At 65.1% G+C, this 13,082-nt stretch carries 15 protein-coding genes; 2 read left to right on the top strand and 13 right to left on the bottom strand.

The window, feature by feature from the left end; all coding sequences use genetic code 11:
- Positions 1–42: 42 nt before the first annotated feature.
- Positions 43–243 (bottom strand): hypothetical protein, encoded by a 201-nt coding sequence (locus tag JQ586_RS24585; RefSeq protein ID WP_212397190.1) that lies wholly within the window; start codon positions 241–243, stop codon positions 43–45.
- Between the two features lie 70 nt (positions 244–313).
- On the bottom strand, positions 314–670 hold the full coding sequence (locus JQ586_RS24580) for a hypothetical protein (RefSeq protein WP_212397189.1): 357 nt from the start codon (positions 668–670) through the stop codon (positions 314–316).
- A 127-nt stretch (positions 671–797) separates the two neighbouring features.
- On the opposite strand from JQ586_RS24580, the gene JQ586_RS24575 reads away from it, so the two are divergent.
- Both JQ586_RS24575 and JQ586_RS24570 read left to right on the top strand, forming a co-directional pair.
- The gene (locus JQ586_RS24575) at positions 798–1,670 is read left to right on the top strand and encodes a DUF72 domain-containing protein (protein ID WP_409411007.1); all 873 of its coding nucleotides are present in this window, start codon (positions 798–800) and stop codon (positions 1,668–1,670) included.
- Positions 1,671–1,681: 11 nt separating this feature from the next.
- Positions 1,682–2,143 (top strand): DUF488 family protein, encoded by a 462-nt coding sequence (locus tag JQ586_RS24570; RefSeq protein ID WP_212397188.1) that lies wholly within the window; start codon positions 1,682–1,684, stop codon positions 2,141–2,143.
- A gap of 44 nt (positions 2,144–2,187) precedes the next feature.
- On the opposite strand, the gene JQ586_RS24565 is transcribed toward JQ586_RS24570, so the two are convergent.
- The 11 genes from JQ586_RS24565 to JQ586_RS24515 form a co-directional block, all read right to left on the bottom strand.
- Positions 2,188–3,102, bottom strand: coding sequence for a PhzF family phenazine biosynthesis protein (locus JQ586_RS24565; protein ID WP_212397187.1), 915 nt, complete (start codon positions 3,100–3,102; stop codon positions 2,188–2,190).
- Between the two features lie 145 nt (positions 3,103–3,247).
- Positions 3,248–4,558, bottom strand: a complete 1,311-nt coding sequence (locus tag JQ586_RS24560) for an adenylate/guanylate cyclase domain-containing protein (protein ID WP_212397186.1) — start codon at positions 4,556–4,558, stop codon at positions 3,248–3,250.
- A gap of 133 nt (positions 4,559–4,691) precedes the next feature.
- Positions 4,692–5,855, bottom strand: coding sequence for an ABC transporter permease (locus JQ586_RS24555; RefSeq protein ID WP_212397185.1), 1,164 nt, complete (start codon positions 5,853–5,855; stop codon positions 4,692–4,694).
- Positions 5,852–6,808, bottom strand: coding sequence for an ABC transporter ATP-binding protein (locus tag JQ586_RS24550; RefSeq protein WP_212397184.1), 957 nt, complete (start codon positions 6,806–6,808; stop codon positions 5,852–5,854). Before JQ586_RS24550 ends, JQ586_RS24555 begins: the two co-directional genes overlap by 4 nt.
- The gene (locus JQ586_RS24545) at positions 6,805–7,590 is read right to left on the bottom strand and encodes an HlyD family secretion protein (protein WP_212397183.1); all 786 of its coding nucleotides are present in this window, start codon (positions 7,588–7,590) and stop codon (positions 6,805–6,807) included. Before JQ586_RS24545 ends, JQ586_RS24550 begins: the two co-directional genes overlap by 4 nt.
- A complete protein-coding gene (locus JQ586_RS24540; protein ID WP_212397182.1) occupies positions 7,587–8,297 on the bottom strand; it encodes a TetR/AcrR family transcriptional regulator in 711 nt (236 codons plus the stop codon). The genes JQ586_RS24545 and JQ586_RS24540 overlap by 4 nt, the downstream gene beginning before the upstream one ends.
- Before the next feature lie 236 nt (positions 8,298–8,533).
- Positions 8,534–9,361, bottom strand: coding sequence for a hypothetical protein (locus tag JQ586_RS24535; RefSeq protein WP_212397181.1), 828 nt, complete (start codon positions 9,359–9,361; stop codon positions 8,534–8,536).
- A gap of 238 nt (positions 9,362–9,599) precedes the next feature.
- A complete protein-coding gene (locus tag JQ586_RS24530) occupies positions 9,600–10,010 on the bottom strand; it encodes a DUF2000 family protein (RefSeq protein ID WP_212397180.1) in 411 nt (136 codons plus the stop codon).
- A 275-nt stretch (positions 10,011–10,285) separates the two neighbouring features.
- Positions 10,286–10,690: a DUF4189 domain-containing protein gene (locus JQ586_RS24525; RefSeq protein ID WP_409334524.1), complete on the bottom strand. Its 405-nt coding sequence runs from the start codon at positions 10,688–10,690 to the stop codon at positions 10,286–10,288.
- A gap of 89 nt (positions 10,691–10,779) precedes the next feature.
- The gene (locus JQ586_RS24520; protein ID WP_212397178.1) at positions 10,780–12,384 is read right to left on the bottom strand and encodes an NTP transferase domain-containing protein; all 1,605 of its coding nucleotides are present in this window, start codon (positions 12,382–12,384) and stop codon (positions 10,780–10,782) included.
- Positions 12,381–13,082 carry an XdhC family protein gene (locus tag JQ586_RS24515; protein WP_212397177.1) on the bottom strand — a complete coding sequence of 234 codons (702 nt, stop codon included), beginning with the start codon at positions 13,080–13,082 and terminating at the stop codon, positions 12,381–12,383. The genes JQ586_RS24520 and JQ586_RS24515 overlap by 4 nt, the downstream gene beginning before the upstream one ends.

The raw sequence follows: 13,082 nt of genomic DNA, 5'->3' as shown, positions 1-13,082 counted from the left end.
TCGGCCATTCCGCAAGGGCACGGCGCGAGTGTCCGGACGGCGCTAGTTGTTCGGGACCTCGCGGATCACCGGTCCTCGTGGCGTCGGCGCCGGCGCGGGCACCGCGACGGGCGCCGGCTGCCGCGCCGCGGCCGGCTGGGGGTTGCGAATCTGGCTCGGGGACGGCCCGTATATGAACGCCGCCGCCAGCACCACGGCCGCGACCAGGGTACCCAAAAAGCCAGCCGTCGATTGTGAATTCATGTCGACCGTTCCCCTTGCCTGCGCCAGGATTGATATCAAGAAACCAGCGGCGGCAACAGGATCTGGACGGCTATTTGACCGCGGCCCGGCGCCGGACGAAGGCGGTCACGATGTCCTTCTGCGCGAGCTCGATGGCGCGATTGGCGGTTGCGAGGTGCGCGTCGGCATCCTCCTTGGGGAACTGCAGCGCCAGGAAGTCGATCAGCGATACCCGGAAATTCTGCCGCTCCGACGGACAGACCGAGGCGATCAGCGAGGTGAACTCCTGGTCGGACATCGTCTTGTTGGTGTCGCGGGGATATTCGCGGGCGAGGCAACTCCAATAGGCATCGCGGCCGGTGATGGCGAGCTTGTGGGCGTCGTCGACCTCGTCGGCGATTGCCGCCGACGACGTGATCAAGAGGACGGCCGCAACCAGAGTGCGCATTGTTGTTCTCCCGCTTTTTCGCATCCTAGCCAACACGAATAACCACGATAACCACTGCCGCGCCATTCTGGCAAACTGGCCAATCACGATTATTTTGACTACTCTCGATCCCCGTTCCCTCCTCGCGATGAGTGCGGTCGTGGCCAAAACTGCTACCAACAAGACTCCCGGCAACAAGCCTCCTGCCAACAAGACCACCAAGAACGACGCAGGCAGCATCTACATCGGCATCGGCGGCTGGACCTTCGAGCCGTGGCGCGGGGTGTTCTACCCGGAGAAGCTCGCGCAATCGAAGGAGCTCGCTTACGCCGCGTCGAAGCTGACCTCGATCGAGATCAACGGCACCTATTACGGATCGCAGAAGCCGGAGAGCTTCCGCAAATGGGCCAGCGAGGTGCCCGACGGATTCATCTTCTCGCTGAAGGGGCCCCGCTTCGCCACCAACCGCCGCGTGCTGGCGGAGGCCGGCGACTCCGTGAGGCGCTTCTATGACTCGGGCGTCCTCGAGCTGAGGAACCGGCTCGGGCCGGTGCTGTGGCAATTCGCGCCGACCAAGAAGTTCGACGGCGCCGATTTCGGCAAGTTCCTCGAGCTGTTGCCGAAGAAGCTCGACGGCCGCGCGCTGCGTCACGTCGTCGAGGTCAGGCACGACAGCTTCTGCGTCCCCGAGTTCGTCGCGCTGTTGCGCGAATTCGAAATCCCCGTGGTGTTCGCCGAGCACGGCAAGTATCCGGCGATCGCCGACGTCGCCAGCGATTTCGTCTATGCGCGGCTGCAGAAGGGCAATGACGAGCTCGCGACCTGCTATCCGCCGAAGCAGCTCGATGCGTGGGCCAGACGTTTGCAGGACTGGGCCGGGGGCGGCGAGCCGGACGACCTGCCGCGCGTCGACAAGACCAAGCCGCGGAAGGCGCCGCGCGACGTGTTCGCCTATGTGATCCATGAAGGCAAGGTCCGCGCGCCGGCGGGTGCGATGGAATTGATCGAACGCGTCAAATAGGCGGAACTGGGATGGCGAGAGCGAAGACGCTGTTCACTATCGGCTACGAGCAGACGCCGTCGAAGGCGGTGCTCGACGAGCTGGAGCGGGCCGGCGTCAGGCTGCTGGTCGACGTCCGCGCCATCGCCTCGTCGCGCCGACCAGGATTTTCCAAGAACCAGCTCGCCGCCGGCCTCGACGGACGCGGCATCGCCTATCTTCACCTGCGCGGCCTCGGCACGCCAAAGAGCGGCCGTGAAGCAGCGCGCAGCGGGCAATACGCAGTGCTGCGCAAGATCTATTCTGCGCACCTGAAGACGGTACAGGCGAAGGAGGAACTCGACGAGCTGTCGTCGCTGGTCAAGACATCCGGCCCGGTCTGCATCCTCTGCTACGAGCGCGATCATTCCCACTGCCACCGGCAATGGATCGCCGAGATCATCGAGGATCGCGACGGCGTCAAGGTCGAGAACCTGGCGGCGCCGCAGATTTAGACTCTTGGCTTGACGCGTTTACTTCACGCCGGCCGCAACGCTCTCTAGCCTTCACCCGCTACGGTCAGCGTTCCTTCCATCATCTTCACGCAGGCTCCGCCGACATGCACCGACGTGATGGCGCCGCCCTGCTTTCGCACCCGCGTCAGCAGAAGGCTCGGCCGGCCCATGTCGACGCCCTGCCCGATGCGCAAGCGCAGGTCACCGTCACGCGTCGCGTCGAGATCCGCGAGCAGCGCCGCGGCTGCCGCCGTCGCGCTGCCGGTGGCGGGATCCTCGGAAATGCCGCTCGCGCCGGGGTGGAACATACGCGCCTGCAGGTCGAGCGGCTGCTCGTTCGCGGGAACGTCGCGGGTGTAGAAATAGATGACGTCGCGCCCGATCCGCGGCAACGCCTCCGCGAAGGCCGCAGCATCGGGCCGGGCGCGCTTCACCGCCTCGCGTGACGCGATCTCGACCACCAGGAACGGCAGGCCCACCGAGACCACCTGCGGCGCGTGACGGTCGGTCTTGACGTCGCTCGCCGACAGCGAGAGCAGCGCTGCCGCCTCCGCCGCGCCCACCTCGTTGGTCCGCTGCAGCGGTTGCGGCGCCGTCAGTTCGGCGCCGATCACCCGGCCCTGCTCGGACAGGATTTCGACCGGCACCAGACCGGCCTTCTCCTCGAACTTCAGCCGCGCCGGCGCCTTTGCCGCCCGCGTCGCCAGCACGAACGCAGTGCCGACATTGGGATGGCCCGCGAACGGGATTTCGGAACGCATCGTGAAGATGCGGACCTGGGCGTCGTTCGCGGCGTCCTGCGGCGGCAGCACGAAGGTCGTCTCGGAATAGTTGAACTCGGTTGCGATCGCCTGCATCTGCGCCGTCGACAGCCCGGCGGCGTCAAGCACCACGGCGAGCGGATTGCCACCAAACGCCCGATCCGTGAATACGTCGACAGTGATATAGCGCCGCTGCATCGTGCTCGTCCTCATGCCACGCCGGCCGATATCGGCCGGATCGCATGCATCGTAACACGGCTGCAACGCGGCCCTTCAGAGCACTCGGTGCAATTGCACTCCGCTTCACTCTTGTCCGGATCATGTTCTACTCGATACCCGTTCGCTACCCGAGCTGCCAGACCGCCACCGGACGGTCGTAGCCCCTCACCGGCACCTCGCCGCGCGGCACCGCGTCGCTGCAATCGTCTCCCAGCGCATCGCGCACCGCTGACGAGATCAGGAATTGCGAGCCGAGCTCCTTGTTGAGCGCCTCGAGCCGCGCGGCGAAGTTCACGGTGTCGCCGATCACGGTGTACTCCTTGCGCCGTGGCGATCCGATATTGCCGGCGACGACCTCGCCGATATGGATGCCGATGCCGATGCGCAGCGGCCAGCTCGAGGTCGCGTTGACGCGATCGTTGGCGGCGAGCATTTCGCGCGCGGCCGCCACCGCATGATGCGCGGCATCGCCGGTTTCGAACGGCGCGCCGAACAGCGCGAGAAAGCCGTCGCCGAGGAACTTGTTCACGATGCCGCCGTGACGGTCAAGGATGTCGACCAGCACCGCGAAGGCGCCGTCGAGCCGATCGACCACCTCCTGCGGCGAGCGCGTGCGCGCGCTTGCAGTGAAGCTGCGGAAGTCGACGAACATGACCGCGACGCGGCGGATATCGCTTTCGGTGCTCGCGCCCTCCGTCATCAGGCGTTCGACCACCTGCGGCGAGACGTGCTGGCCGAACAGATTGGTGATGCGGTCGCGCGCGGTGGCCGCGAGGATACTCGCGCCAAATTGCCGCCGGAGCTGCATGCCGACGGTCCCGGCGAGCACGCCGGCGATCAGGATCACGACGCTGCGCGCGGCGTGGTAGAACAGGTCCGGCTCGGGATCCAACGTCCCATCTGGCCGATAATACATCGCCATATAAAACAGCTCCGACGCCGCGACGAAGCCCGTGAAGGTCGAGAGCCAGAAGTCCAGCCGCAGGGTCGAGGCGATGATGAAGATGAAATAGACCAGCGGAGCAACCCAGCCGAGCGCCGCGACCGGGCCCATGCTGTCGATATGCAGCGCGAGCGCGACGGTCGGCATCGACGTCTCGATCAACGCGCCGATATAGCGCCGGATCACCGGCAGATCGCGGCCCTGCTTCATGTACCGGCTGATCGCGCCGTGCACCCACAATTCGAACAGGATGAACGGCCCGATGACGGAATAGATATAGGAGGGCTTGAAATTGCCATGCCACACCCGGACCAACGCCTCCGGCGCCAGGACGTAGATCGCCGAGGTGATGACCGAGAACGCCGCGGCGATGCCGATCAAGACCTTGATGCGAAGCAGCTCGGTGGTCATCACCTCCTGCATCAGGGCGTGATGGAAGTCGCCTGATACGGTCGTGTCGCGTCTGTTCTTGGTGCTCCAGAATCCCGCCATTCCCCCACCCTCGTCGTTCCGGGGCGCGAAGCGACCCCGGAATCTCGAGATTCTCGGATGTGCTATCGCACATCCCGGTTCAATGCTTCGCACCGTCCCGGAATGACGATCATCGACGGTCTCCATCATAACCTCAATCGAGCGTGCGGCGGAAGCGCGTCACGGCGATGGTCATGGCGAGCAGCATCAGGGCGGCGAGCGCAATTGTGTCGTATTGCAGGTTTTGCATCTCCGCGCCCTTCAGCATGATGGCGCGCACGATCCGCACGAAATGGGTCAACGGCAGGCCCTCGCCGATATATTGTGCCCAGACCGGCATGCCCGCGAACGGAAACATGAAGCCCGAGAGCAGGATGCTCGGCAGGAAGAACATCATCGAGAGCTGCATCGCCTGCAGCTGGTTCTGCACGATGGTCGAGAAGGTGTAGCCGATCGACAGGTTGGTGGTGATGAAGAGCGTCGTCAGCGCCGCCAGCAGCAGCAGGCTGCCGAGGATCGGCACCCCGAACAGCAGGATGCCGATGCCGATGATCAGCGCGGCCTGGATGAAGCCGACGATCACATAGGGGATGATCTTGCCGAACATCACCTCCACCGGCTTGATCGGCATCGACAGCAGGCTCTCCATGGTGCCGCGCTCGATCTCCCGCGTCACCGACAGCGCGGTGAAGATCAGCATGGTCATCGTGAGGATGGTCCCGACCAGGCCCGGCACGATGTTGAGCCGGGAATCCGCCGCCGGATTGTAGCGGGCGTGGGTGCGGATCTCGAACGGCATCTCCGGCGGATCGCCGATATGCAGGTCATGATCCAGCGCCGACTGCACCAGGGGACCGAGCGCGCCGAGCGCTGAGCCGGCCGCGACCGGATCGGTGGCGTCGGCCGCGACCAGCAGTGCTGGCTTGTCGCCGCGCCGCACCGCGCGCTCGAAACCGCGCGGGATCTCGACGCCGAACAGCACCTTGCCGGATAGCAGCAGTTCGTCGAACTCCGCGACGGTGTGAACCTCGCGGGTGAAGCGGAAATAGGCGGTGTTCTCCATCGCCTTCAGGATCGAGCGGCCGAGGTCGGAATCCTCCTGCATCAGCACCGCCGTCGGCAGATTGCGCGGCGTGGTGTTGATCGCATAGCCGAACAGCGTGAGCTGCATCACCGGCAGCATGATGATCATCGCAAACGAGACGCGGTCGCGGCGAAGCTGGATGAATTCCTTGACCAGCATTGCATAGCTGCGCCGCCAGAAACCGAAGGCCGGCTGCCTCGCCTCACCGTTCCGGATCGTATCGGTTGCACTCATTGGAAATTGTCCCTGGAGCGCCCCATCAGGTCGATAAACACGTCTTCGAGCGACGGCTCGCTGGCCTGCCAGTGCCATTTCGCATTGCTGCGATAGGGGGAGATGGCGGCCTCGAGCGCCGCCCTGTCGCGACCCGAGACGTGCAGGCTGGTGCCGAACGGCGCCACCATGTCGACGCCGGGCTTGGCGGTGAGCTCGGCCATCAGCCCGTTGAAGTCCTCGCCCGTGACGGTCCAGGTCGAAAGCGCCGAGTTCGCGATCACCTCGTCGACCGTGCCGTGGACCAGGAGATTGCCATAGGCGATGTAGGCGATCTCGTGACAGCGCTCGGCCTCGTCCATGTAATGGGTAGAGACCAGCACGGTGAGGCCCTCGGCGGCGAGCGCGTGGATCTCGTTCCAGAAATCGCGCCGCGCCTTCGGATCGACGCCGGCGGTCGGCTCGTCCAGCAGCAGCAATTGCGGGCTCGGCAGCGTGCAGGCGCCGAGCGCGAGCCGCTGCTTCCAGCCGCCGGAGAGATTGCCGGCAAGCTGATCCTCGCGGCCAGCGAGCCCAAGGCGCGCGATCATGCCGCGCGCGGCACCGCGCGCATCGGATAACCCATAGAGCCGCGCGACGAATTCGAGGTTCTCGCGCACCGATAGATCCTGGTACAGGCTGAAGCGCTGGGTCATGTAGCCGACCTTGCGCTTGATCTTGTCGGCGTCGCGCCGGATGTCGTAGCCGAGGCAGCTTCCCTCGCCACTGTCGGGCGTCAGGAGGCCGCACAGCATGCGGATCGTCGTGGTCTTGCCGCTGCCGTTGGGGCCGAGGAAACCGTAGATCGAGCCGCGCTTCACCTGCATCGAGAGATCATGCACGACCTCGCGCCCGCCGAACGATTTCGACAGGCCCTTCACATCGATGGCGATGCGAGACGCGTCGGGCCGCGCGCTGGTGGGGGCGCCGTTCATCGGCGGTCCGCCATCGGCGTCTTGGCATTGGGATAGACGCTGATCGGTTGCCCGACCCGCAAGACGTCGGGCCGGCTCGGCCGCGCCTGGATCAGATAGACCAGCTTGTTGCGTTCATCGAGGCTGTAGATCACGGGCGGGGTGTATTCCGCCGTGGTGGCGATGAAATAGATTTTAGCGGTGAGGTCGGCGGCACAGTTATCGCAGGTCACCCTCACCTCGTCGCCGAGCGCGAGCTTCGGCAGCTCGGTTTCCGGCACGAAGAAGCGCAGCTTCATGTTGCCCGGCGGCATGATCGACAGCACGGGCCGCTGCGCCTGCACCATCTCGCCCTCGCGGAAATAGATCTGCTGGATGGTGCCCGCGATCGGAGCAAGGCCCTTGCGGCGGTCGAGCCGGGTCTGCGAGGTGTTGACGCGCGCCTCCGCAACGCGCAGCGCCGAGACGGCGGAATCCAGATTGGCCTGGGTCCCGGCGCCGGTACCCCGCAAGGAGACTGCGCGATCGTAGGTCTGCTGTGCATTCGCCAGCGTCGCGCTGTTCTGGTTGAGGTCGGCCTTCTGCAGATCGTCGTCGACGGTATAAAGCAGGTCACCGGGCTTGACCTCGTCGCCCTCGTGCACGTTGAGCTTCGTCACGCGGCCGGATTCGTCGGGACTGACGAAGATCATGTCGGCCTCGACCCAGCCCTGGAAACCGGGATCGCGCTTCTCCTGGCAGCCGGCGAGCGCGGTCGCCAGAACGAGCACGAGCAATGATGCCATCATGCGCGACGAGGTCATGTTGTCCTCCGTTCGCCAAAAATCAGATCGAGATGAACCTTGAACATTTCGATCGCATCGAGCGGTGCGTGCCTCGCGAACAGGCTCTGCCAGATCACCGCAACGATCGCGGGCGCGACCAGCAGTTGGGGGAATCGTGCAAGTTCCTTCTGCCTGATTTCGCCGCTGGCGACCCCGAGCTGGATCAATGCGGTGATGCCGGCGAGCCCCCTCGACACCACCTCGCGGAAGTAGAAATCGGCAATCGCCGGGAAGCGCGGCCCCTCGGCGACGATCAGGCGGATGATGTCGCCGCGCCGCGTCGAGACGACTTCGTGAATGAAGGTCGCGGCGAACCGCTCGATCGTCTCGCGCACCGAGCCTCCGGGCGGCGCCATCGTGATGTTGCCGATCAACGGCACGATCGCCGTACGGATCAGCTCCTCGAACATCGATTCCTTGTCGGTGAAATGCAGATAGATCGTGCCCTTGGCGACCCCTGCCCGTTTCGCGACGTCGTCGAGCCGGGTTGCGGCAAAGCCGCGTGCGATGAACTCCTCCATCGCCGCCTCGACGATCGCCGCCCGTCGCTCCGCCGATTTCTCGGCGCGGTTCGCCGCCGGCTTCGGGCGGAGCGGTGCCGATGCCACCTTCGGGACCCTGGCCGTGGCGGCCCGGGTGGTGGTTTCGGACGAACTCCGGGGCGATCGCTTGGTGCGTTTTGTCATATCTCATTATGACTGACTGGTCAGTCATTGTCAACGTCAAATTCATCCCGACCTCGTGCCGGCGAAAGTCAGGACGACGTGAGTTTGTGGCGTGATCCCATGGCAAGTTCGGTGCCATCACCCGCGCCTGCGCACGCGGGTGATCCAGTGTTCCAGAGACGGCAGCGCGTTCGTTCGATGCTCTCAGCGGCCTTATGTGAATCGGCGGGAGTTGTGCCGCCGAAGCGGCTGAACGGTCATTTGGGCGGATGCTCCTCGCCGCGCACATCGGACACGATCCCCGACCGTTTCACCGGAGGCCTGACCACCCAGTAGTCTCGGCCGTTGGTTTCGGGGTCGCTGTTGTCGCTGGACGAGAAAACGAAGATGGAGTTGTCCGTGCCCTTCCAGTGAGAGAAGCGGCCATGGCCAAGGCTGCCGATCTGGTCGTGGGGCGTGCTGTGGGCAGGTCCAAGCGGCTTGCCGTCCTCGTAGATCATGACAGGCGAGGTCGCGTCGAACTGCCCCGGAGTATCGGCCGAGTCGGCGAACCACTCATCCTTGGCGACGACCGCGAAGGACGACTTTCCGAATCGAGCGAATGGCCGCTTCAGCAGATATTTCTCTCCCGACACATCCGGGACAACGCCGGAGCCCTTCGCGATCGGCGGCTTCACCGCCCAATAGGTCCGACCGTTGGTCCGGGGGTCGGTGTTGTCGCTGGACGAGAACACGAAAGTGGAAAAATTGCCCTTCCAGTGCGAGAAGCGCCCATGGCCGAGCGTGGAGATGTCGGAATGGGGCGTGCTGTGAGCGGGACCGAGCGGCCTGTCGTCCTCGTAGAGGATGATCGGCGAACTGGCATCGAATTGCCCGGGAACGTCGGCAAGGTCACCAAACCAGGGATCGACGCTGGTCATGGCGAACGTGGAATTGAACGGGATGAACGGCCGGATCAACTCGTGTCGCTCGCCGCGCACATCAGGCTCCACGAGCGCCGGACCCGCGGCGAACGACAGCCACGCCGCGACCGCAAAGTAGACCGGCACGGCACAAGCGAACAGAATCCAGTATTGGCGCCGCATTGTCCCGCGATCAAGCTACCGGCTTTTGCCCAAGTTTCCAGCTGAGTTCCAGATCAGGTTTTGGCCGATGGTTTGGCCGACCAAAATCACAAACAGTCATAGACACAATCTCATATTCAGAAAAGAGCCGAGAGCCGTACCTGCCGTATTGTTCCGGCTTCGCCGACAACAGTCGGCTGGTTCCGGTTTTAACGCGTTTTCTTCGCGCGAATTGGCCTCAACTTCGCTCGAAAACGCGCTAGCTGTGAAATTTCAGCCCGTCGACGATCTTGTCGACCACTTTGCGCTCGGCACGGATGGCGAGCCCGACGAGGTTGAGTTCGGCACGCGCGACCGCCCTGACCACCTCGCGGTTGGCCGCATCATGCGTTGTCCTGAACATGTCCTCGGTGTAGAGCGCAGGCCGCACGTTGCGCGCCAGCGCGCGTTCCAGCGCACGTGACAGTGCGGCACGATCGGCGCCATAGATCAGGATCGGCTGTCCGATCAGGGACAGGTAGCTGGTTCCCGAGCCGTCCCGATAATTCTCGCCGATACATTCGGGAAAGGAAGCCGCGATACCGCCGGCCAGAAACGATGCGACGTTGAGCTTCTGCCAGACTTCCAGGTCGGTGCGGATGATAACCGCGATCTTGGTGTCGAATTGCATGCCGCAAGTCTAGCGGCCGAGCGTCGGTCAGGACCAGTCCTGACGACGCATACCTTGCCGCCGGCACCGGCCGGGCCGATCGGCCGGACCGGAAAGAAATCCGGCGCAGCGCTGCAATCGGAGAAACAAAACAACTCCTGCCGTCGCCTCTCAAGCGCGATGATATAAGGCTGAATCGTCATCGCACTTTGGTTCTTTGCGTGAGCATGATCTCCGCGCAAACGCGTTCCGCGTTTGTCGCGAGGGAAAACCGCTACACACTTTTCCGGATCATGCTAGCCCCTGGCGTCGCAGGCCCAGGCGCGGATCACGCATTCCTTGCCGCCATACTCGTAGCACTTCTTCGTCGCGGCATTCAGCGAGTTCGAGATCTTCGGTGCCACGGCATAACCGTGCGCGCCGCAGGGATTGGTCATGTCGACCGCGAACGCGGCGCAGGCACGCTTCATGGTCACGGTCGTGCAGTCGCCCTTGCAATGCTTCAGTGCTGCGGTCCGCGCGGCCGCTTCCGCCGGGTAGTCATAGGCCTGGCCATACGCGCCGCACTTGCCGATCGCAAATGCGCCGGCCGCGTGGGCATCTCTGACGAAATTGTCCGCCACGAAGCGCGCGGCGCCGACCAGCAATGTCAGGACAAGCACAATCAACGCGCGGCGCTGCGCGGCGGCAGTCGAAATGATCAAGACGGAAATCCCCCAAGGCCCGGCGCGAATCTAGCCTCGGGTCGTTTCCAGATGGTGAACGACGGATGAAGGCGCGCCGCTCGGCGTTAGCCGCGCCTCGCCGCTTCCAGTGCCTGCGGGGTGTCGATGTCGAGGAAGGCGCTGTCGCCCTCGACCGGAACTTCGGCGACCGCCTCGGCGTGCTTGGCGATCAGATGGCGCGCCCCTATGTCGCCGTCGAGCGTCATCAATTCCTTGAAGAAGCGGCGCGACCACAGCACCGGATTGCCGCGGCGGCCCTCGCTGACGGGCACCGCGATCAGGTGACCGCGGTCGGGCGCGAACGTGTCGATCAGGCGGTCGATCAGTTGCGCATCGATCAGCGGCATGTCGCCGAGGCAGACGATGGCGCCGTCGACCTTGTCGGAGACGGCGGAGATGCCTGACTTCACCGAGCTTGCGAGGCCGCCGGCGAAATCCGGATTGCGGACGAACGTCACCTTCAGGTCCGTCAGCGCCTGCTCGACCAGATCAGCCTGGTGGCCGGTGACGACGATCACCTCCGATACTTTCGACGCCAGCGCCTGCTCGACGACGATGCGCACCAGCTTCTTGCCGTCGAGTTCGGCGAGCAGCTTGTTGGGGCCGCCCATCCGGGTCGAGCGCCCGGCTGCGAGCACGATTCCCGCGACGCTGCGATTGCCCTCGGTGTCGGGAACGGTGCGCGGCTGCGGCCGGGTCACGATCTCCATCAACAGGCCGCCGACGCCCATGCCGGTGAGATCCGATCGCGTCACCTTGATGCCGGCGAGCAGTCGCATCAACACCCAGTCGAAGCCGTTCTCGACCGGCGAGCGTGCGCAGCCGGGCGCGCCCAGGACCGGCACGCCGCCGGCGCTGCCGATCAGAAGCAGATTGCCGGGATCGACCGGCATGCCGAAATGCTCGACCGCGCCACCGATCCCGGCGATGGCCGCCGGGATCACGTCGCGCCGGTCGGCGATCGCGGACGCGCCGAACACGATGACGAGTTCGGCGCCCAGGCCGAGCAATTCCTTGATCGCATCCGCAAGCACGGTCTCATCATGCGGCACGCGACGCTCGGCGATGATGGTCGCGCCGGCCGGCGCGAGACGCTCCGCGGTGACGCGCAGCGTCTTGTCGATGACCTTCGGCGAGAGGCCCGGCAGCAGCGTCGAGACCACGCCGACCTTCCTGATCGCGTAGGGCGCGACGCGCAGCGCGTCCCGGCCTGCCACCGCGACGGCAGCATCGCGCAGCCTGCCCTCGACACCGAACGGGATAAGCTTGACGGTCGCGATCATCTCGCCTTCGACCACCGGCTTGAATGCCGCCAGCGTCGCGAAGGTGATGGCCTCGTCGACACCGTTGATGCGGTCGACCGCGGCGCGGTCGACCACCAGCACGCCGGGACGCGCCGCGAACAAATTGGCGCGGCCGGTGAAGGCGCGTTCGACATTGACGCCCTCGCCTGCCACGGCCTGCGCGATGCTGGCAGCAGCCGTGTCCTCGGAGACGTCGCCCTCTTCCAGCCGCACCACGACGACTTCGGTGACGCCCGCCCTGGTGAGGGCCTCGACCTCGGCAGCGCCGATCGTGGTGCCCTTCTTGAGCACCAGCGCGCCCTGGCGCAGCGTATGGACGGTGACGCCGCCAATCGCGTCGGCCGGACTGGCGGGACCGAATTTCATGCTGCTTCTTCTTTTTCCCTGGGAGCAAGGCGCAGCTGCGCCGTGATCTCGGCCATGATGGCGACCGCGATCTCCGCCGGCGACACCGCGCCGATATCGAGGCCGATAGGCGCATGGATGCGCGCGATGTCGCTGTCTTTCGCACCCTGCGCGCGCAGCCTCTCGGCGCGCTTGGCATGGGTCTTCCGCGAGCCGAGCGCGCCGATGTAGAAGCAGTCGCGATCGAGCGCGTGCATCAGCGCCGGATCGTCGATCTTCGGATCATGCGTCACCGCGACGAAGGCGGTGTAGTGATCGACGTTGAGCGGCGGCAGTGCAACGTCGGGCCACTCGGCGACCAGCGGCACGTCGGGAAAGCGCTCGGGGCTGGCAAACGCGGTGCGCGGATCGACCACCGTGACGTCGTAGTCGAGCGAGCGGGCCAGCGGCGCCAGCGCCTGGCTGATATGGACCGCGCCGATGATCACGAGCTTCGCGGTCGGCGCGTAGACGTTGAGGAACAGTTTTTTGCCGGCGGCTTCGACATTGCCGCTCTTGCCCATCCGCAGCTGCTTTGCAAGCTCGGCGCGCAGCGGGTCGGTGGCGATGTCCTTTGCCTTCACCAGGCGCTGCTCGCCGCTGGCGGTGTCGGTGATGACGATGACCGGGCGGCGCGCGGCGCGCTCGGCGTTGAGCTCTTTCAGGGTCTCGAGCTTCAC

This window comes from Bradyrhizobium jicamae (assembly GCF_018130215.1).
GTDB classification, from domain to species: domain Bacteria; phylum Pseudomonadota; class Alphaproteobacteria; order Rhizobiales; family Xanthobacteraceae; genus Bradyrhizobium; species Bradyrhizobium jicamae_A.
This window is presented reverse-complemented; position numbering and strand designations above follow the sequence as displayed.

What these genes read in the sequence shown, in the direction of transcription:
- JQ586_RS24585 (WP_212397190.1), bottom strand. Translation starts at nt 243, where the DNA reads ATGAATTCACAATCGACGGCTGGCTTTTTGGGTACCCTGGTCGCGGCC.
- JQ586_RS24580 (WP_212397189.1), bottom strand. Translation starts at nt 670, where the DNA reads ATGCGCACTCTGGTTGCGGCCGTCCTCTTGATCACGTCGTCGGCGGCA.
- JQ586_RS24575 (WP_409411007.1), top strand. Translation starts at nt 798, where the DNA reads ATGAGTGCGGTCGTGGCCAAAACTGCTACCAACAAGACTCCCGGCAAC.
- JQ586_RS24570 (WP_212397188.1), top strand. Translation starts at nt 1,682, where the DNA reads ATGGCGAGAGCGAAGACGCTGTTCACTATCGGCTACGAGCAGACGCCG.
- JQ586_RS24565 (WP_212397187.1), bottom strand. Translation starts at nt 3,102, where the DNA reads ATGCAGCGGCGCTATATCACTGTCGACGTATTCACGGATCGGGCGTTT.
- JQ586_RS24560 (WP_212397186.1), bottom strand. Translation starts at nt 4,558, where the DNA reads ATGGCGGGATTCTGGAGCACCAAGAACAGACGCGACACGACCGTATCA.
- JQ586_RS24555 (WP_212397185.1), bottom strand. Translation starts at nt 5,855, where the DNA reads ATGAGTGCAACCGATACGATCCGGAACGGTGAGGCGAGGCAGCCGGCC.
- JQ586_RS24550 (WP_212397184.1), bottom strand. Translation starts at nt 6,808, where the DNA reads ATGAACGGCGCCCCCACCAGCGCGCGGCCCGACGCGTCTCGCATCGCC.
- JQ586_RS24545 (WP_212397183.1), bottom strand. Translation starts at nt 7,590, where the DNA reads ATGACCTCGTCGCGCATGATGGCATCATTGCTCGTGCTCGTTCTGGCG.
- JQ586_RS24540 (WP_212397182.1), bottom strand. Translation starts at nt 8,297, where the DNA reads ATGACAAAACGCACCAAGCGATCGCCCCGGAGTTCGTCCGAAACCACC.
- JQ586_RS24535 (WP_212397181.1), bottom strand. Translation starts at nt 9,361, where the DNA reads ATGCGGCGCCAATACTGGATTCTGTTCGCTTGTGCCGTGCCGGTCTAC.
- JQ586_RS24530 (WP_212397180.1), bottom strand. Translation starts at nt 10,010, where the DNA reads ATGCAATTCGACACCAAGATCGCGGTTATCATCCGCACCGACCTGGAA.
- JQ586_RS24520 (WP_212397178.1), bottom strand. Translation starts at nt 12,384, where the DNA reads ATGAAATTCGGTCCCGCCAGTCCGGCCGACGCGATTGGCGGCGTCACC.